Source organism: Amycolatopsis sp. lyj-108 (assembly GCF_046549005.1).
Lineage (GTDB): Bacteria > Actinomycetota > Actinomycetes > Mycobacteriales > Pseudonocardiaceae > Amycolatopsis.
On sequence record NZ_JAJPWQ010000005.1, the window covers coordinates 272381 to 291241 of the forward strand.

General features: G+C 68.9%; 13 protein-coding genes and 1 pseudogene. 5 read left to right on the plus strand and 9 right to left on the minus strand.

What is annotated here, in order from left to right; genetic code table 11:
• Positions 1-41: 41 nt before the first annotated feature.
• Complete coding sequence (gene smc / locus ACLJO0_RS20655) at positions 42-3641, plus strand: chromosome segregation protein SMC (RefSeq protein WP_410580101.1); 3600 nt, start codon at positions 42-44, stop codon at positions 3639-3641.
• Positions 3642-3713: 72 nt separating this feature from the next.
• On the opposite strand, the gene ACLJO0_RS20660 is transcribed toward smc, so the two are convergent.
• Together ACLJO0_RS20660 and ACLJO0_RS20665 are read right to left on the minus strand one after the other, a co-directional pair.
• Positions 3714-5297 (minus strand): sodium:solute symporter, encoded by a 1584-nt coding sequence (locus ACLJO0_RS20660; RefSeq protein WP_396566860.1) that lies wholly within the window; start codon positions 5295-5297, stop codon positions 3714-3716.
• Between the two features lie 9 nt (positions 5298-5306).
• Entirely contained in the window at positions 5307-6515 is a 1209-nt protein-coding gene (locus ACLJO0_RS20665; protein WP_410580102.1) for an anhydro-N-acetylmuramic acid kinase, read from the minus strand.
• Between the two features lie 152 nt (positions 6516-6667).
• On the opposite strand from ACLJO0_RS20665, the gene ftsY reads away from it, so the two are divergent.
• A complete protein-coding gene (gene ftsY / locus ACLJO0_RS20670) occupies positions 6668-7981 on the plus strand; it encodes a signal recognition particle-docking protein FtsY (RefSeq protein ID WP_410580103.1) in 1314 nt (437 codons plus the stop codon).
• Positions 7982-8044: 63 nt separating this feature from the next.
• Here ftsY and ACLJO0_RS20675 read toward each other — a convergent pair whose 3' ends face one another.
• Entirely contained in the window at positions 8045-9544 is a 1500-nt protein-coding gene (locus ACLJO0_RS20675) for an MFS transporter (protein WP_410580104.1), read from the minus strand.
• Between the two features lie 107 nt (positions 9545-9651).
• Here ACLJO0_RS20675 and ACLJO0_RS20680 point away from each other — a divergent pair, with 107 nt between their 5' ends.
• On the plus strand, positions 9652-10383 hold the full coding sequence (locus tag ACLJO0_RS20680; protein ID WP_410580105.1) for a TetR/AcrR family transcriptional regulator: 732 nt from the start codon (positions 9652-9654) through the stop codon (positions 10381-10383).
• Here the strand turns inward: ACLJO0_RS20680 and ACLJO0_RS20685 are convergent.
• Positions 10373-11149: an IclR family transcriptional regulator gene (locus tag ACLJO0_RS20685; protein WP_125786550.1), complete on the minus strand. Its 777-nt coding sequence runs from the start codon at positions 11147-11149 to the stop codon at positions 10373-10375. The two genes, ACLJO0_RS20680 and ACLJO0_RS20685, sit on opposite strands and share 11 nt — an antisense overlap.
• 105 nt (positions 11150-11254) lie before the next feature.
• On the opposite strand from ACLJO0_RS20685, the gene aceB reads away from it, so the two are divergent.
• Both aceB and ACLJO0_RS20695 read left to right on the plus strand, forming a co-directional pair.
• Positions 11255-12841 (plus strand): malate synthase A, encoded by a 1587-nt coding sequence (gene aceB / locus ACLJO0_RS20690; protein WP_410580106.1) that lies wholly within the window; start codon positions 11255-11257, stop codon positions 12839-12841.
• A 4-nt stretch (positions 12842-12845) separates the two neighbouring features.
• Complete coding sequence (locus ACLJO0_RS20695) at positions 12846-14042, plus strand: DUF6986 family protein (RefSeq protein WP_410580107.1); 1197 nt, start codon at positions 12846-12848, stop codon at positions 14040-14042.
• Between the two features lie 293 nt (positions 14043-14335).
• Here the strand turns inward: ACLJO0_RS20695 and ACLJO0_RS20700 are convergent.
• From ACLJO0_RS20700 to ACLJO0_RS20720, 5 genes and pseudogenes are all read right to left on the minus strand, one after another.
• Positions 14336-15588: pseudogene (locus tag ACLJO0_RS20700) on the minus strand (DUF222 domain-containing protein).
• A gap of 130 nt (positions 15589-15718) precedes the next feature.
• Positions 15719-16198, minus strand: a complete 480-nt coding sequence (locus tag ACLJO0_RS20705; RefSeq protein WP_410580108.1) for a GNAT family N-acetyltransferase — start codon at positions 16196-16198, stop codon at positions 15719-15721.
• 10 nt (positions 16199-16208) lie between these two features.
• Positions 16209-16823: a DsbA family protein gene (locus ACLJO0_RS20710; RefSeq protein WP_410580109.1), complete on the minus strand. Its 615-nt coding sequence runs from the start codon at positions 16821-16823 to the stop codon at positions 16209-16211.
• A gap of 36 nt (positions 16824-16859) precedes the next feature.
• Entirely contained in the window at positions 16860-17342 is a 483-nt protein-coding gene (locus ACLJO0_RS20715) for a MarR family winged helix-turn-helix transcriptional regulator (RefSeq protein ID WP_410580110.1), read from the minus strand.
• A gap of 1 nt (position 17343) precedes the next feature.
• Positions 17344-18765, minus strand: coding sequence for a PucR family transcriptional regulator (locus tag ACLJO0_RS20720; RefSeq protein WP_410580111.1), 1422 nt, complete (start codon positions 18763-18765; stop codon positions 17344-17346).
• Between the last annotated feature and the right edge of the window lie 96 nt (positions 18766-18861).

Genomic DNA, 18861 nt, shown 5'->3' on the forward strand with positions numbered 1-18861 from the left:
ATTGAAAGACCGGTTCCCGCAGCCAGAGGGGTCAGCACGACGTGCACCTGAAGAGCCTGACGCTCAAGGGCTTCAAGTCCTTCGCCTCGGCGACGACGTTGCGTTTCGAGCCGGGCATCACCTGTGTGGTCGGACCGAACGGCTCCGGCAAGTCGAACGTCCTCGACGCGCTCCGCTGGGTCATGGGCACCCAGGGCGCGAAGGATCTGCGCGGCGGCAAGATGGAGGACGTCATCTTCGCCGGGACCGCCGGCCGTGCCCCGCTCGGGCGCGCCGAGGTCACCCTGACCATCGACAACGCCGACGGCGCGCTGCCCATCGAATACTCCGAGGTGTCGATCACCCGGCGGATGTTCCGTGACGGCGCGAGCGAATACGAGATCAACGGCGACCGCTGCCGCCTGATGGACGTGCAGGAACTGCTGTCGGACTCCGGTATCGGCCGCGAGATGCACGTCATCGTCGGGCAGGGTCAGCTTTCGGCGATCCTCGAATCCAAACCCGAGGAGCGCCGCGCCTTCATCGAAGAGGCCGCCGGCGTCCTCAAGCACCGCAAGCGCAAGGAACAGACCCTGCGCAAGCTCGCGAACATGCAGGGCAACCTCGACCGCCTCGGCGACCTCACCACCGAACTCCGCCGCCAGCTCAAACCGCTGGGCAAGCAGGCCGAGATCGCCCGCAAGGCACAGTGGGTGCAGTCCGAACTGCGCGACGCGCGGCTGCGGTTGTTCGCCCACGACCTGGTCTCCCAGCGCGAAGGCATCGCCAAGGAAGAGGCCGACGAGCGCGTCGCCCGCCAGCGGCGCGCCGAGGTCGAGCAGGCGCTGGAGATCGTCGCCGCGGAGGAGGCCGAGCTCGAAGCGTCGCTCGCCGAGGACGCGCCGAAGCTGGCAGCCGCACAGGAGACTTGGTACAAACTGTCGGCGTTGACGGAGCGGTTGCGCGGCACCGTGCGGCTCGCGCTGGAGCGTCAGCGGCATCTGTCGTCCGACGTGCAGCAGGCGAGCACCGGCCGCGACCCCGACGAGCTGCTCGCCGAGGCGGAGCAGGTCGCCGAGCGGGAGCAGGAGCTCAACGAGGCCGTCGCCGAGGCTCGCATGCTGCTTTCGGAGACCGTCCAGCGGCGTGAGCAGCTCGAACATCTCGTCCAGGCCGCCGAGCGGGCGCATATGGCTGCGGTCCGCGCGATCGCCGACCGCCGGGAGGGGCTCGCGAAGCTCTCCGGCCAGGTCGAGGCGTTGCGCAGCAAGAACGGCGCGACCTCCGACGAGATCGACCGGCTCACCGTGTCACTCGAAGAGGCCGCCGAGCGGGCGGAGATCGCCGTCGAGGAACTCGAAGAGGCCAAGGCCGCGGGCGGGGTCGAGGAATCCGACGACTCCGACCTCCAGGCCCATCACGACCGCGCGGTGGAGGCCAACAACGCCGCCAAGGCGCGGGTCGAGGAGCTGGTCAAGGCCGAGCGGACCGCCGAACGCGAGATCGCGTCGGAGAAGGCTCGCGTCGAGGCGCTCTCGATGGGCTTGCGGCGCAAAGACGGCGCCGGCGCGCTGCTCGGCGCGCAACACGAACTGCCGGGCCTGCTCGGTTCGGTGGCCGCGCTGCTCACCGTCGAAGCGGGCCACGAGGTCGCGCTGGCCGCCGCGCTCGGCCCGGTCGCCGACGCGGTCGCGGTCAACGGCGGCGAAGACGCGCTCGCCGCGCTGAAGTTCTTGAAGGACAACGACTCCGGCCGCGCGGGTATCCTGCTCGGTGCCCTGGAGTCCACTGTGGACACCAGTTCGTGGCCGTCGCTGCCCGAGGGCGCGCGCTGGGCCCGTGAAGTCGTCACGGCGCCGCCCGCGTTGCGCTCGGCCGTCGAGCACGCGCTCGACCGGGTGGCCATTGTGGACGGTCTGGAATCCGCGCGCCGTCTCGTCGAGGTCCATCCCGAGGTCAGCACGGTCACGCCGGAGGGCGACGTTTTCGGGGCCCGCTGGGCGGTCGGCGGTTCGGCGCGCAGCGAGAGCGTCATCGAGGTGCAGGCCGCGGTCGACGAGGCAGGCGATCGGCTGAACGCCGCCGAGCGCGCGCTGGAACGCACCGCCGCGGAACTCGAAGGCGCCCGCGCGGGGCAGGCCGCCCGGCGCGAAGAGGTCGGCAGGGCAAAGGAAGCGCTCGGGGACGCGAAGGTCCGCAAGGCCCGCTCGTCCGAGCGCTTGAACCGGATGGAGCAGGCCGCGCGTGCCGCCCAGGCCGAAATGGACCGGCTGAGCAACCAGCGCGCCAAGGTCGAGCAGAGCCGCGAAGAGGCGCTGCGGCAACTCGCCGAACTCGAAGAGCGGCTGGCCGCCGTCGCCGACCAGGAAGTCGACGAGGATCCGGACACCGCCGAGCGCGACCAGGCCGCCGAAGACCTCGGCACGGTCCGCCAGGAGGAGATGGAATCCCGGCTCGCGCTGCGCACCGCCGAGGAACGCGCGCGGAGCATCCAGGGCAAGGCCGAATCGCTCCGCCGGGCCGCGCATGCCGAGCGTCAGGCACGCGAACGCGCCGAAAAGTCCAGGGCCGCAAGGAAACGCGGCGCCGAGATCGCCAACGCGGTGGTCAACGGCGGCGAGATCGCGTTGGAGCGCATCGAGGTCTCCGTGCAGCGCGCCGCCCACGAACGGGACGAGGCGCAGGCGCAGCGGCAGTCGCGGGAGACCGCGCTGACCCAGGTCCGCAGCAAGGTCCGCGAGCTGACCGGCGAACTGGAGAAGCTCACCGACGCCGTCCACCGCGACGAGGTGCTGCGCGCCGAGCAGCGGTTGCGGCTGGAACAGCTCGAAACCAAGATCGCCGAGGACTTCGGCATCGGCCTCGAGGACCTCGTCACCGAGTACGGCCCGGACGTCCCCGTGCCGCCGAGCGCGGGCGAGATGGCCGAGTACGAGGCCGCCAAGGAACGCGGCGAGGACGTCACCCCGCCGCCGCCCATACCGTTCGACCGCGACACCCAGGCCCGCCGGGCGAAGCGCGCGGAGAAGGACCTGAGCCTTCTGGGCAAGGTCAACCCGCTGGCGCTGGAGGAGTTCGCGGCGCTGGAGGAGCGGTACAAGTTCCTCTCGACCCAGCTCGAAGACCTCAAGGACACCCGCAAGGACCTTGAAGCCGTCATCAAGCAGGTCGACGAGAAGATCCTCGAGGTCTTCGCGTCGGCGTACGAGGACGTCGCGCGCGAGTTCGAGACCGTGTTCAGCGTGCTGTTCCCGGGCGGAGAGGGGCGCATGGTGCTCACGCAGCCCAACGACCTGCTTTCCACCGGCGTCGACGTCGAAGCGCGGCCGCCGGGCAAGAAGGTCAAGCGGCTCTCACTGCTCTCCGGTGGCGAGAAGTCGCTCGTCGCCGTCGGCATGCTGGTGGCGATCTTCCGCGCCCGGCCTTCGCCCTTCTACGTCATGGACGAGGTCGAGGCCGCGCTCGACGACACCAACATGCGACGGCTGATCGGGCTGCTGGAGCAGCTGCGGGACTCTTCGCAGCTGATCATCATCACCCACCAGAAGCCGACCATGGAGATCGCCGACGCGCTGTACGGCGTTTCGATGCAGGGCGACGGCATCACGAAGGTGATCTCGCAGCGGCTGCGTACCGCCGAAGACGAGCCGGTTTCCGCTTAGCGCGCGCTATGAAAGGTCCTTTCCTTGCAAATTTTGCAAGGAAAGGACCTTTCATAGCGTTCGGGGGAGGGGCTAAACCGGCGTCGACTCCTTCACGTCCGGCTCTGCCAGCGGGTCGACACTCCCGTGCCGCAGCGACAGCAACCCGCCCACCACGAGCGTGATCACCACACCGCACAGCGTGTACCAGGGCCAAGCCAGCGCCACCGTGTTCCCCGAAGACTTGCTGAAGTCGACGCCGATCAGGCTGCCGTCCGGTTTGTTGAATTTGACCCCGAGGATGAGGAACGCCATCACGATCACCGTCGACACGAACGCCACGATCGCGTCCGCCTGCCTCGCCCGCTTGAACAGCAGGCCCAGCAGGAAAGCGCCGAGGAGCGCTCCGTAGGTGTAGCCGGTGATGCCGAGCGCCTGCACCACGATCGGGTCGGCCGAGGTCTTGTTGGAGGAGGCGAAGAAGCCCGCGCACAGGATCAGCGCGCCCGCCCAGACGATCGTCCAGATCCGGCCGTGCTTCAGCCGGTCGGCTTCCGGCAGCTGCCTGCCGATCACCCGTTCGTAGACATCGGTCACTGTCGAGGAGGCCAGCGCGCCGAGTGAGGAACTCAGTGCGGCGGCGAGGATTCCGGCGATCACGAAGCCGGAAAGGCCGCTCGGCAGGTCGTTCACGATGAAGTTCGCGAACAGTTCGTCCTTGTTGGCCAGCCCGAGGCCTTCCGGCTTCGGCTTCGTCGGGGCCAGGCCGTTGTAGAGCGCCCACAGCAGCACGCCGATGAACAGGAACAGCGCGAACTGGATGAACACGACGAAACCGCTGGCGACCAAGGCCTTCCGCGCCGCACGCAGATCGTTGGTGGACTGGAGGCGCTGCACGATCAACTGGTCCGAGCCGTGCGAAGCCATCGAGAGCACGGCGCCACCGATCAACGCGGTGAAGAACGCGTACTGCCCGGTGAGCATGTTCGAGGAGAAGTCGAAGATCTGGAACTTGTTGGCGTCGACGGCCTTGTCGAACCAGCCGTCCGGCAGCCTGCTGGAGATCGCCCAGATCACCACGACCGCGCCGAGGACGTACCAGAGCATCTGGATCGCGTCGACCCAGACGACCGCGCGGACCCCGCCGAAGAAGCTGTAGAGCACCATCGCGATGCCGAGGCCGATCACGATGGTCCAGTACGAGACGTTCAGGCCGTAGGCCGCCATCACCACCTTGATCGGGATCGCGGTGGCGAACAACCGGATGCCGTCGGCCAGCGTGCGGGTGAGCAGGAACGTCACCGACGCGGTGCCCTGCAACCCGCCGCCGAAGCGTTTGCCGAGGAAGGCGTAGGCGGTGACCAGGTTGCCCGCCACGTAGCGCGGCAACAGCACCATCGACACCACGATCCGGCCGGCGATGTACCCGATCGCCAGTGCCAGGTAGGTCATCCCGCCGTCACCGGGGGTGGCGATGTAGGCCACCGTCGGCACGGAGAGCACGGTGAGGGTGGACGTCTCCGCGGAGACCACCGAGAGGCAGGCCACCCACCAGGAGATCTTGCCTTCGCCGACGAAGTAGTCGGAGCCGGATTTCTGTTTGCCGCCGATCCAGACGCCCAGCAAGGGCATGCCGACCAGAAAAAGCCCGATGATCGCGAGGTCAAGTGCGCGCATCCGTATCTCCTATCGCTCGCCGGTCGTCGCCGCTACCCGTAGCCGGGTCACGGTTGAGCTGTGCGGGGCGGGGAGTCGCAGGGGCCCCGCGCCCGGGGTGATGCTGCCGAGCAGCCGGTCGCCGCGGGCACCGGTCGCCGACGGGAGGTTCCCTGGCACACCGGACCAGGTCAGCCAGCCCAGCAGAATGGTCAGGTATGCCTCTTTGCCCGCGCGTGGCAGCCCGTGGTCGTCGCTGGTCTTCAGCGCCGCACCCGGCAGGTTCCTGGTGAGCGAGGCCATCAGCGCCGGGTTGTCGGCGCCGCCGCCGGAGACGATCACCGTGGCGATGGAGTGGCGACGGCATTCCGCGGCGATCGTCACCGCGGTCAGTTCGGTCAGCGTCGCCAGGAGGTCTTCCGCGTCGACCGGCGGAAGCCCGTCGAGCGCCGCGTCGAGATACGCGCCGTGGAACAGCTCCTTGCCGGTGGACTTCGGCGGCGCGGCCGCGTAGTACGGGTCGAGCAGGAGCTTCGCCAGCAGGTCGGGCCGGACGTTCCCGCGCAGGGCGAGCGCTCCGTCGATGTCGGCACGCAGCCCCGTGACGCGGTGCGCGGCGATGTCCATCAGCGCGTTGCCGGGTCCGGTGTCGTAGGCCAGCACGGCACCGTCCGCAGGCACCACGGTGATATTCGCGATCCCGCCGATGTTCAGCGCCGCGACCGGGCCGGAGGCGGCCATTTCCCGTAACCACAGCGCGTCCAGCGTGCTGGCGAGCGGCGCGCCGTGCCCGCCGGCGGCGACGTCGCGGACGCGCAGGTCGGCCACCACCGGCAGTCCGGTGCGCTCGGCGATCCACGCCGGATTCCCCAGTTGCAGCGTGCCGCGGGCAGTGCCGTCCTCGACCCAGTGGAACACCGTCTGGCCCAGCGCGGCGACGACGTCCGCGGTGCCACCTGCCAGTTCCTCGACGCCGCGGGCGGCCGCCTCACCGAAGGCCTGGCCCACCAGGGTGTCGAGTTTCGTGAGCTGTTCGGCGCTGCAGGGATTCGGCGGCAGAGCGTCGAGCAAGGCGTCGCGGAGCGTTTCGGGATACGGGACTTCGAGCCTGCCGAGCGGGGAGAGCACCACAGTGTCCCCGTCGGCGCGCAGTTCGGCGGCCGCCACGTCGATCCCGTCGATCGACGTGCCGGAGATGAGTCCGATCACCCGGACCCCAGAGCCGGAGAAAACCGTCATTCGGAGTGGTCTAGCCCTCGATCCGGAGGCCGCGCAAGCGACACCGTTTCTTCTTGTCCGAAATGAGTCCTATCCAGTGGGTGCTTGACAAGATCGGCTCGCTTCCCGTGGGGCGTCTGAACGTGACGGTATGCGGATGCGAGGATGGCGCCGTGTCGAGTACCCCCTGGTTCTGGATCGTTGTCGTTGCCGTCGTGGTCCTGGTCGCCGTTCTGGTGGCCGGGCTGTTCATCGCGCGCCGCCGCCGGATCAGCCTGGACGAGTCCAAGGCTGCCGATGTCGTCGAGAAGCCGAAGGGCGGCGGCTATACCGCGACAGGCGGGATCGCGCTCGCCCCCGGCGGCGAGAAGACCGAAGAAGCCGAGGAACCCGAGCACCCCGTCGAGGATCGCCCGGAGACCGACGGCCAGCCCGCTGTCGGGGACGACGCGTCGGTGCCGAGGGATTCCGCGCAGCGCACGGTGCGCGACATCGAACTTCCCGAACCGGCCGAGGAAGCGGCGCCCGCTCCCGCCCCCGCCGACGAGATCGCCCCGGCCACCGGACGGCTGGAGCGGCTGCGCGGCAGGCTCGGCAAGTCCCGTTCGATGTTCGGGCAGAGCCTGCTCGGCCTGCTGGGCGCCGGTGACCTCGACGAGGACTCCTGGCAGGACGTCGAAGACACACTGCTCATGGCGGACCTGGGTGCCGCGACGACCACCGAGATCGTCGAGCGTCTCCGTGAGGAGCTGAAGCGCCGCGCCGTGCGGACCTCCGAGGAAGCGCGCACGGTGTTGCAGGAGGTGCTGACCGCAGCCCTGTCGACCGACGCGGTCCGGGCCGTCCGCGCGCTGCCGCACACCGTCGACGGCGTGAAGCAGCCCGCCGTCGTGCTGGTCGCCGGCGTCAACGGCACCGGCAAGACCACCACCACCGGCAAGCTCGCCCGCGTGCTCGTCGCGCAGGGGAGCACCGTGGTGCTCGGCGCGGCCGACACCTTCCGTGCCGCCGCGGCGGACCAGTTGCAGACGTGGGCCGAGCGCGTCGGCGCGGAGGTCGTCCGCGGTAAGGAAGGCGCGGACCCGGCGGCGGTCGCGTTCGACGCCGTCAAACGCGGCATCGAAGCGGGTGTGGACGCGGTCCTGGTCGACACCGCCGGCCGTCTGCACACCAAGACCGGCCTGATGGACGAGCTGGGCAAGGTCAAGCGAGTCGTCGAGAAGCAGGCGAAGGTCGACGAGGTGCTGCTGGTGCTCGACGCCACCACCGGGCAGAACGGGCTGATGCAGGCCCGTGTGTTCTCGGAGGTCATCGACGTCACCGGCATCGTGCTCACCAAGCTGGACGGCACGGCGAAGGGCGGCATCGTCTTCCAGGTGCAGCGCGAACTCGGCGTGCCGGTCAAGCTGGTCGGCCTCGGCGAAGGGCCGGACGACCTGGCGCCGTTCGAGCCGGGCGCGTTCGTCGAGGCCCTGCTCAGCAACTAGTCAATGCTATGAAAGGTCCTTTCCTTGCAAAATTTGCAAGGAAAGGACCTTTCATAGCGCGCGTCAGGCCGTGACAGGGACGTTCTCGTCGGTCGAAACCGGGGCGGGCTTCTTGTCCCGCATCACCAGGAACGCGACCACCGCCGCGGCCAGCACGCCCACGGCACTCACGAGGAACGTCGTCGACATCGCCGAGGTGAACGACTCACGGGCCGCGGTGATGAGCCCGCCGTCACCGGTGGCGAAGGCGTCACCGATCGAAAGCCGCGCCTGCGCGGGGGCGGACTCGGGCATCTGCGCGGTGAACAGGCCGGCCACGACGCTGCCCAGGATCGCGATGCCGAGCGCCGCGCCCAGTTGCTGGATGGTGTCGTTGAGTGCGGAGCCGACCCCCGCCTGCTCCTCCGGGACCTCGCCCATCAGCGCCGCGATCGCCGCCGGCATCGCCAGCCCGCCGCCCGCGCCGAGCAGGAAGAGCGCGGCCGCCGGCAGCAGGAACCCCTCGTTCGCCGACAGCGTCGCGAGCATGCCGAATCCGGCGGCCATCACGGTCATCCCGGCGGTGGCCAGCGCGCGGTTGCCGATCTTCTGGCCCAGCGTGGCGCCGAGGGTGTTGCAGAGCAGCGACGCGACGGCCATCGGGATGAAGGCGAGGCCCGCCTGAGTCGGTGTGTAGCCGAGCACGAACTGCAGGTACTGGGTCAGGAGCAGCAGCAGCCCGCCGTTGCCGATCTGCACCAGCGTGAGCGACAGGCTGCCGCCACTGAAGTTGCGCTTGCGGAACAGCTTGAGCGGGACCATCGGCGACGGCGTGTGCCGCTCCCAGAGCAGGAAGCCGATCAGGCTCACCACCGCGATCGTCAGCGGGACGAGGGTTCCGGCCTCGGTGATGCCGTGCTTGGGCAGTTCGATGATCGTCCAGACCAGCGCCGTCATGCCGACGGCGGAAAGGATCGCGCCGAGCGGGTCCGGCTTCTGCCACGGACCCTTGGACTCCGGCATCAGCGTGAGCGCGGCGATCACCGCGATGACGACGATCGGCACGTTGATCAGGAACACCGCGCCCCACCAGAACCACGCGATCAGCACACCGCCCAGCACCGGGCCGCCGATCATGCCGAGCATCGCGACCGCGCTCCACGCCGCCATCGCCTTGCGGCGCTCCTCGTCGTCGAAGACGGTGATCAGGATCGACAGGGTGCTCGGCATGATCAACGCGCCGCCGACACCCATCACCGCACGCGACACGATCAGTTCGAGCGGGTTCGCGGCGAACGCGGCGACGAGTGAGGCCGCCCCGAACAGGACGAGCCCGATGAGCATCACCTTCCGGCGCCCGAACCGGTCCCCGAGGCTTCCCGAGGTGAGCAGCAGGCCGGCGAACACGAGGATGTAGGAGTCCAGGATCCACTGCGTGTCCTGGGCGCTCGCCCCGAGGTCTTCGGCCAGCGGCGGCACGGCGACCGTCAGCACCATGTTGTCCACGACCAGCACGAGCGTGCTCAGGCACAGCACGATCAGGATCCACCAGCGGCGTGGATCGCGTGCGGGTGATGCGTTCATCGGGATACCCCCAGAAGAGTGTGCGTACGTTGTTCCGTTGTTGCGCACACTGTACGCATAACGAAACGGCGTACGCAAGGGGGCACGTCGTGCGCTAAGGTGGCGGCATGTCAGTGGATGAACAGCCGATCCAGTCGGTGTGGACCCGTCCTCGCCGGAAGCGGGATCAACCCGCGCTGAGTCAGGCGCAGATCGTGGCCGAGGCCGTCCGGCTCCTGGATGTCGAAGGCGTCGACGCGCTGAGCATGCGCAGGCTCGGCACCGCGCTGAACGCGGGCGCGACCTCGCTTTACCGGCACGTGGCGAACCGCGACGAGCTGATCGAGCTGGTCGTCGACGAGGTCTACGGCGAGATCACCGTGCCGGACGGTGAGGATCCGGCTCGGTGGCGGGAGGCGGCCGTCGTCGGGGCGCAGAGCGTCCGCGCGATGATCCTGCGGCACCCGTGGGTCGCTTCACTGCTCGGCTCGGTCGGCCTGTCGTACCTCGGGCCGAACGTCATGCGGCTCAACGAGCGGCTGCTGGCCGTCTTCGTGGCCGCGGGCTTCCCCGGCGACGAGGCGGATCAGGCGATCAGCGCGGTGATCTCGTACGTCATCGGCATGGGGACGACCGAGGCGGCATGGCTCACGACGGTCGCGAAGAGCGGCCAGAGCGAGCGAGAGTGGGCGCAGCGACTGCGTCCCGCCGTCGAGGAAGCGGCACGGGATCACCCGCGCCAACGGGAGATGCTCGTGCGGAACGACGCGGAGGCCGACCCGGAGCGGCTTCGCGACGAGAAGTTCCGCTACGGGCTGGAAAGGATGCTCGACGGTTTGGAGACCAGGCTCAAACGGTGACCCCGTCCCGCGAAAGGGTCGAGCCGAGCGAGTTCGCGATCCGCTGGACGACCGGCGCGATCCGCTCGACGGCCTCCATCGTGAGCCGCCCCGAAGGCCCGGACACCGAAACCGCCGCCGGCACCGGCGCGCCCGGGACCGCGACGGCCACGCAACGGACGCCCAGTTCCTGCTCCGCTTCGTCGAGCGCGTAACCCTGCTGGGCGATTTTCGCCAGCTCACGCAGGAGCGCGTCCTGGTCGGTGAAGGTGTGCTCGGTGTAGGAGGGCATGCCGGTCCTGGCGAGCAGCGCCGTGACGTCGTCGGACGGCAGATGCGCGAGCATCGCCTTCCCGACGCCGGTGCCGTGCGGCAGGAGACGCCGTCCGACCTCGGTGAACATCCGCATCGAGTGCTTCGAGGGCACCTGGGCGACGTAGACGACCTCGTCGCGCTCCAGGACGGCGAGGTTCGCGGTCTCGCCGACCTCGTCGACGAGTTCCGCGAGCAGCGGCCGGGCCCACGAGCCGAACTGCATGCTGGCGTTTTCACCCAGCCGGATGAGCCGGGCGCCCAGCGCGTACCGGCGGTTGGTGTTCTGCCGGACGTAGCCCAGGTCCACCAGCGTCCTGATCAGCCGGTGGATGGTCGGCATCGGCAGCCCGGACAGCGTCGCCAGCTCCGAAAGGCTGGCCTCGCCGCCGGTGTCCGCGAGATGCTCGAGGAGCTCGAAGGCCCGCTGAAGGGACTGGACGCCACCGTCGCGCCCGTTCTTCTCCGCTGCCACCGTGGTACTCCTTACGTCTGCGTTGATGTTCCGCTATGCAGAAACTATAGTCCGTCATGTAAAACCGTAGGGACGTTATCTTTATCCGAACTCGGGGTGTTACTCATGTCTGAAGCTCAGGTGCTCGGCGATCCGGTCGAGCGCGGGGACGAAATCCTCACGCCGGAGGCACTCGCCTTCCTCGCCGGCCTGCACGAGGCCTTCGCCGCCCGCCGCGACGAGCTGCTGCAGGCCAGGGGCAAGCGCCGCGAGGAGGCCAGGACCACCGGCAAACTCGATTTCCTGCCCGAGACCAAGGAGATCCGCGAGGGCGACTGGAAGGTGGCCGAGGCCCCGCCCGCGCTGCGCGACCGCCGCGTCGAGATCACCGGTCCGACCGACCGCAAGATGACCATCAACGCGCTGAACTCCGGCGCCAAGGTCTGGCTCGCCGACCTCGAGGACGCCAACACGCCGCACTGGGCGAACGTCGTCTCCGGCCAGGTCAACCTGTACGACGCGGTCCGCGAGACCATCACGCTGGAAAGCGGCGGCAAGAGCTACTCGCTGAAGGACGACGTGTCGGGCACAGGGCGCGCGACCATCGTCGTCCGCCCGCGCGGCTGGCACCTCGACGAGCGTGGCCTGTCCTTCGGCGGACGCCAGGCCGTCGGCGCGCTGGTCGACTTCGGCCTGTACTTCTTCCACAACGCGCAGGAGCTGCTCAACCGCGGCAAGGGCCCGTACTTCTACCTGCCGAAGATGGAGAGCCACCTCGAAGCGCGGCTCTGGAACGACGTCTTCACCCACGCGGAGAAGACGCTCGGCATCGAACACGGCACCGTCCGCGCGACCGTGCTGATCGAGACCATCCCGGCCGCGTTCGAGATGGAGGAGATCCTCTACGAACTGCGCGAGCACGCCTCCGGCCTGAACGCCGGCCGCTGGGACTACCTGTTCAGCGTCATCAAGTACTTCCGCGACGCGGGCGAGAAGTTCGTGCTGCCGGACCGCAACTCGGTCACCATGACCGCGCCGTTCATGCGCGCGTACACCGAACTGCTGGTGCGCACCTGCCACAAGCGGGGCGCGTTCGCGATCGGCGGCATGGCCGCGTTCATCCCGAACCGCAAGGACCCGGAGGTCACCGCGGCCGCGCTCGACAAGGTTCGCGCCGACAAGAGCCGTGAAGCGGGCGACGGCTTCGACGGTTCCTGGGTCGCGCACCCCGGCATGGTGGACATCTGCCGCGAGGAGTTCGACAAGGTCCTCGGCGACAAGCCGAACCAGCTCGACCGCACCCGCGACGAGGTGTCCGTCACCGCCGACCAGCTGCTCGACGCGGCTTCGACGCCGGGTGGCGCCACCGCGGCCGGGCTGCGTGCCGCCGTCGACGTCGGCATCCGCTACATCGCCTCCTGGCTGGGCGGCAACGGCGCGGCGGCCATCCACAACCTGATGGAGGACGCGGCGACCGCGGAGATCTCGCGTTCGCAGGTGTGGCAGTGGGTGCGCAACGGCACCCAGCTCGACACCGGCGACAAGGTCACCGAGGAGCTGGTGCGAGGCGTGCTGGCCGAGGTCCGCGGCGAACTCGCCGCTGAGATCAAGCCGGAGCTGCTGGAGCCCGCCGTCGAGTTGTTCGAGCAGGTCGCGCTCGCCGACGAGTTCCCGGACTTCCTGACCCTGCCCGCCTACGAACGGATCAAGTAGACAGATGGGGAACGGGCGGCTCACCGAGGACGTTTACATCGCCGCTGACGCGCGTCTGGCCGAGGCCGATGCGCGCGTCGCGGCCAAATATCCCGGTGAGCCGCCCGGCCGCCAGCCCGTGCACACCGTGTACGTGCCGGCGTCGCAGTACAAGACGCGGCTCGTGGCGGACTGGGGCAAGCAGGCCCTGCGGGTCTTCGGCGAGCACGCCGATCAGCTGAACCTGGACGCGGACATCGCCGACCGGGTCCGGACCAAACTCCTGACCGAGCCGATCGAGGATCTGCGGATCGACTTCGAGGACGGCCTCGGCAGGCCGGGCGACGACGAGGAGGACGCCACCGCGCTCGCCGCGGGGCGGACCCTCGCCGTCACGGGCGGGACGCCGTTCGTCGGCATCCGGTTCAAGAGCTTCGAGCAGGCGACCCGCCGCCGCGGCATCCGCACGCTCGACCTCTTCCTGGCCGGATTGCTGGAAAGCGGGCCGCTACCGGACGGTTTCGTCGTCACGCTGCCGAAGGTGACCGCTGTCGAGCAGGTCGAAGTGGCGGCGGATATCTTGGAGCGCCTCGAATCCGCGTACGGCCTGCCCGACGGCACGCTGCGGTTCGAAGTCCAGATCGAGACCGCTCAGTCCATTGTGGACCTCGATGGGTCGGTCGCGGTGCCGCGGATCATCGAAGCCGCGCGCGGCCGCTGTTCGGGCCTGCACTACGGGACCTACGACTACAGCGCCGGACTCGGGATCAGCGCCGAGTACCAGAGCATGGAGCATCCGGCCGCCGATTTCGCCAAGCAGCTCATGCAGGTCTCGGCCGCGGGGACCGGCGTCCGGCTCTCGGACGGCTCGACGAACAAGCTGCCCGTCGGCGACGCGATCCTCCCCGCCTGGCGCGAGCATCTGCGGCTGGTGCGACGCTCGCTGGAGCGGGGTTTCTATCAGGGCTGGGATCTGCATCCGCACCAGCTGCCGACCCGGTTCGCCGCCACCTACGCGTTCTTCCGCGAGGGTTTCCCGGCGGCACTGGGCCGGTTGCGGGACTACGCGGACCAGACCGGGCGCGGGGTACTGGACGAACCGGCGACGGCGCAGGCTCTGGCGAACTTCCTGTTGCGCGGGCTGGATTGCGGAGCCTTGGACGCGGGGGAGCTTTCGTTCACCCGGTCCGAATTGGACGGTTACGCGCGGCGAGCCGTGTGACGCGGAGGTGAGCGGACTGTGTGGATTTTGGTGCGTTGGATGACCAGAAATCCACACGGTGGTGCGTGATCGGTCCGGTCACGTGGGTTGCTTCGGTCGGGGCTTTCTGCTGGCTCGGGAAATCTCGGTGGCACCGGCGGTCGCAACTTGAGCGCGTGAAGGGGCCCTTCACGCGGTCCTGAGTACATGAAGGACCCCTTCCTGTACCTAGGCGCAAGGAAGGGGTCCTTCATGTACTTCGAGCTGGGCATGGCGAGGGGCCCGTCGCCGGTGTGGCTGGCGGGCTCCTCGGGTCACATGTGGTGGAGGGTGTTGCGTCGGGGTTTTCGGAGCGGGTCTCGGTATTGGGGTGGGATGAACTCCGGTAATCCATCGGCCGCCATCCGGACTTCCCAGTCGCCGTGGTGGATCAGCCGGTGGTGGAAACCGCACAGCAGAACGAGATTCCGGAGATCCGTAGGGCCTCCGTCTGCCCAGTGATGAATGTGGTGTGCGTGACAGTTCTTCGGCCGCCGATGGCATCCGGGAAGGCGCAGCCGCCATCCCGGATGTTCAACGCTCGTCGCTGGCCGGGGGTGACGAACCGTCGCAGCCGTCCCACGTCGAGGGGTTCTCCGGCGGCGCTCATGACGACCGGGAGCATCAGACAGTCGCAGGCCGCCAGCCGGGCCTCGCGAGCCGTCATGGTCCCGACGAAATCGAGACACGCGTTGCCCAGGCCGGATTTCAACTCGTCGAGGCCGATGGTGACCTGCAGGAGGGTGCGGTAGCCGTTGGTGCCGGGTTGGTCGGGGCAGGCGATCGCGAGGTCGAGGATGTCGACCCAGGCGTCGCCCATGCGTTCGCATTTCATCCGGAGATCGGCTTGGCCGAATTCGTCGACCGGGCGTGGTTGCGCGTAGGCCTCCAGAGCCGCCGCGGTTCGGGCGCCGGTTTCGTCGTCGAGGAGGCCGGTGAGTTTCCAGTAGCCGTCTTTGCGGCGCTCCAGGGTGATCTCGCGGCGCGGTTCCTTGGGTTCGGGGTCTTTCGGTTCGTTGCCGTCGGGGTCGAGCCAGGCGAGCAGGTTCGCTTCGGCGTCGGCGAGTTGGCGGGGTCCGGCGTCGCGGGCGAGGTCGGCGAGGATCTTCTCCGCACTGGCTCGGTCCTCGACGGAGGTGTCGGCGGGGAGCTTCTTCAAGATGTCCAGGATCTGGTCGATCCGCTCATCCCCGACCAACCCCTCGGCGGCGACAGCAGCCGTGGCGGGCGCGATCGCGGGCACTTCGGTGCCGTCCAACGCGCGCGTGGAGTTCAGGGCGATGGCCCGGTTCACCACCGCACTCGCCTCACTGACCGACAATCCCGCTATATCAGCGAACCAGTTCGCCGTACGGCCATAGCCGTACAAGTCTTTGACGCCCCGAGACTCGATCTCCGCCAAGAACCGCCCCAAACCGGCGGTGGCCATCCTGATCACCTGCAAAGATTGCTGCACGCCATGGGCAAGCTCCAGCTTGCCGGCGCGCCACAACTCCTGCGGCAACTCGGGAAAGACGGTCTCGGACACCCCACAAGAATACCCCAAACAATCGAACAAGCGTTCGTAATTTTAAGCAACCGCCGAAGCGACACATTTACCACTGAAGGGTGAATAGCCAGGACACGGCCCGGCGCAATTAGTCACCTAATTGCGAAACTCAAGCAACCGTCTTCACATAACGCCGACAGGGCGCCGAAATCAGGCCATCCGGGCCGGGGACACGGTTGTCGAACTCGCCCTCGTCACTCCACCCGCACCGCTCGTAAAACCGCCGCGCCCGCGTGTTCCCCGGCGCAACGGCGAGCCAAGCGCGGGAATGTCCAGACACGCGCACCAGCCGTTCGGCTTCCGCGAGCAGCAAGCCGGCCACGCCGCTCCCGCGATGGTCCGACGAAACGTAGACCTGTTCGACCTCGTCGCCGACGACCATCACGAAACCCGCCACCGCGTCGCCGAGCACGGCGACGGTCGTGTCGCCGACGCGGTCCGCGGCCCGGGTCCAGAACGAATCGCGGGTGCGGATCCGGACGAGTGAATCGGGCACGTTGCCGAGATGGCCGTCCTGCCAGCCGTGGTACCAGACCTTCGCGACGGCGTCGGCGTCCGCGGATGTAGCCGGTCGAAGCGTCATGGACATGGCGACGAGTTTAGGAGACCAGCGCGCCGATCCGCCGCTCCACCTCGTCCGCGCTCGCGTTTCCGGCGACCAGCGTCACGACCCGTTCCCCATCCTCGACGGGCAAGGCGGCGAGCAAGGTCGGGTATCCGGTGACACCCAGTTCCCGCGCCCGCCGGAAATCGTCCGCCGCGGAGACCCGGTCCAGCGCGGCCTCGACGGCGTCGCCGTCCAGGCCCGCCCGCTGCGCGACCACGCGGTAGGTCGAGACTTCGGACAGGCTCAGGCCGTCGAGGTAGAAAGCCTCCTGTAGCAAGGCCGCGAGCCGCACGGCGCGGTCCGGCGCGACCTCGCGCAGTGCCGCCATCCCGCAGGCGGCGGCCTCGGAGTCCATGACGAAATCGCCGTCCGCGATGAGCCGTTCGTAGCTTTCCCCGAACGGCGCGCCGGTCCGGCGGGTGATCTCGGCGTTGGCTCCTTGGACGTGACCGAACTGCCGGATCGGAACACGGCGCCCGCCGAGGAACAGGCCGCCGGAAACCACTTCGACCGGCAGGTCCGGATGCCGGTGCGCGACGTCGGCCATGGTCCTGGCGAAGCCGTAGGACCAGCCGCAGTACGCGTCGAAGACATAGATGAGCCTCATGTCGAGCTCCAACGATGTCTGACCAGTCAGATATTCCTACCGGAGCTTGGGGAGTGCGTCACGTGCCGAGTGGCTCAGCGCCCGCAGATCCTGCGCGAACCGTTCGCGATGGTCGGCGGGCAGTGGGTCGAGGAACTGCCGCTGGATGTTCTCGACGTGCACCCGCGCGGCCCGCACGGTCGTCTCCTCGCCTTGCGCGGTCAGCCGAACGAGTTGCACTCGTCGGTCCTGGGGATCGGAAGAACGCAAGACCAGGCCGAGCGTCGTCATCCGGTCGACCAGCCGGGTCGCGCCGCCGGTGGTCAGCACCTGCTCCTGCGCGATCGCGCGCATGCTCATCCCCGCCTCGCCCGACCTGCCGACGATCAGCAGGACTTCGAACATCAGGTGCGAGATCCCGCATTCGGCCTCCAGTGCGCGGCCGAGCAGGTATTCGAGCCGGTTCGCCGCGCCCATCATCCGCCCGAAGGCGACGACACGCGGGTCGTAGGCGGCTTCTTTCGCCGTGGTGATGCCCATTTCAGCTCCCTGCCGACAAGGCCAAATAGACGTCGAGCTGTTCGGTGAACTCGGTCAGGTCGGTGCCGAGCAGTTCGCTCGCCCGGCCGATCCGGTACCGCAAGGTGTTGACGTGGACGTGCAGCGCCCGCGCGGCCCGCGTCGGGGAGCCGGAGCATTCCAGGAAGACGCGCAGGGTGTGCACCAGATCGGTGCCCTGTTCGGCGTCGTAGCCCAGCAGCGGGCCCAGTACCCGTCGCCGCAACGCCGCCCGGAGTTCGTCGGGCGCGCCCGCCAGCAGCAGCCGGTGCATGCCGATCTCGCCGCCGGGGACGACTTCGATCGTGCCGGAGCGTTCCGTCGCGACGGCCAACGCGTAGCGCGCGACCTCCTTCGCGCCTCGCAGCACGGAGACCGGGGAACGGTCGCTGATCCCGATCAGCACCCGGCGGCACGGCAGCAGTGACGCCACTCCTTCGAGGGTGGCGGTCACCGTCGCGGGCCAGTCCTCCGGCCATTCGCCGTCGTCCTCGGCCACGGCCCAGGTCGTTTCCCCCGCGGGCCCGACGAGGGCGCCCGGCGGCAGTAGTTCGGTGAGGATCCCGCGTGCCGCTTCGGATCCCTCGGTGCGTGCGACGACGACGCGCAGATCGCCGCGCAGCCCGGTCGCGGTCAGCGCCGCGTGCGGATCGCTTCCCTCGTCGAGTGCGGCGAGCAACGGTTCGAGCACCCTGTCGGTGACCGCGCGGACCTCGTCCGCCCGCGTGCGCGCGAGCCCGATCAGCCCGGCGAGTTCCTCGGCGATCTCCGCCTGTGCGGCGGTCAGCGGCCCGCCGATCGCGAGCAGCCACGGCAGCGCGTGCCTGCCGCCGATCGGCCGCACGGTGACGTCGTCCGCCTCCAGGGAGCGTCCGCCCGCCGCGACGAACCGCCGCACCAGATCCGACGGCGTCCCCGCGGGCACCACCCGGCACGGGAGGCCGATCTCCGCGTGTGCCCGCTCCAGCAGCGTTTCCACCGACGCGTCTTCCGTCGCCGCTGAAAGCAAACGTTTGCGAGCGCCGTCCGCGGCCGCGGCCAACGCCAGCACCACCCGTTCGGTGACCACGGAGAAAGACAGGTCCGCCGGCACCTCCAGCAACGGAATCCCGTGCCGCGTACAGGCTTCGACGAGGTCTTCGGGAATTCCGTCGGAATCGGCTCCGGAAGCCGCGAGCGCCGCCGCCCCGGCCTTCGCCAGCGCGGCGACGAAAGCCTCGGAATCACCCGGCCCGCGCCACCACAGCAACCCGCTCAGGACGAACTCGCCCGCCGACACGTACCGCCCGGGGTCGGGCAGTTCCGTGACGTAGATCCGGGACACCGGACGGTCGAGCAAAGCCGTCCCGGCGCGGACGCGCAAGCGCAGCCCGGGGAGCGCGAGCAGAGTTTTCACGGTCGTCATCAGGTTTGTAGGAAAGCACAAAACGACAGGTGTGTGCAGGGGAGATTTCATGCTTCGGCACCGTTGCCGCCATACGGGCGCAGGGCGTCTACTGAG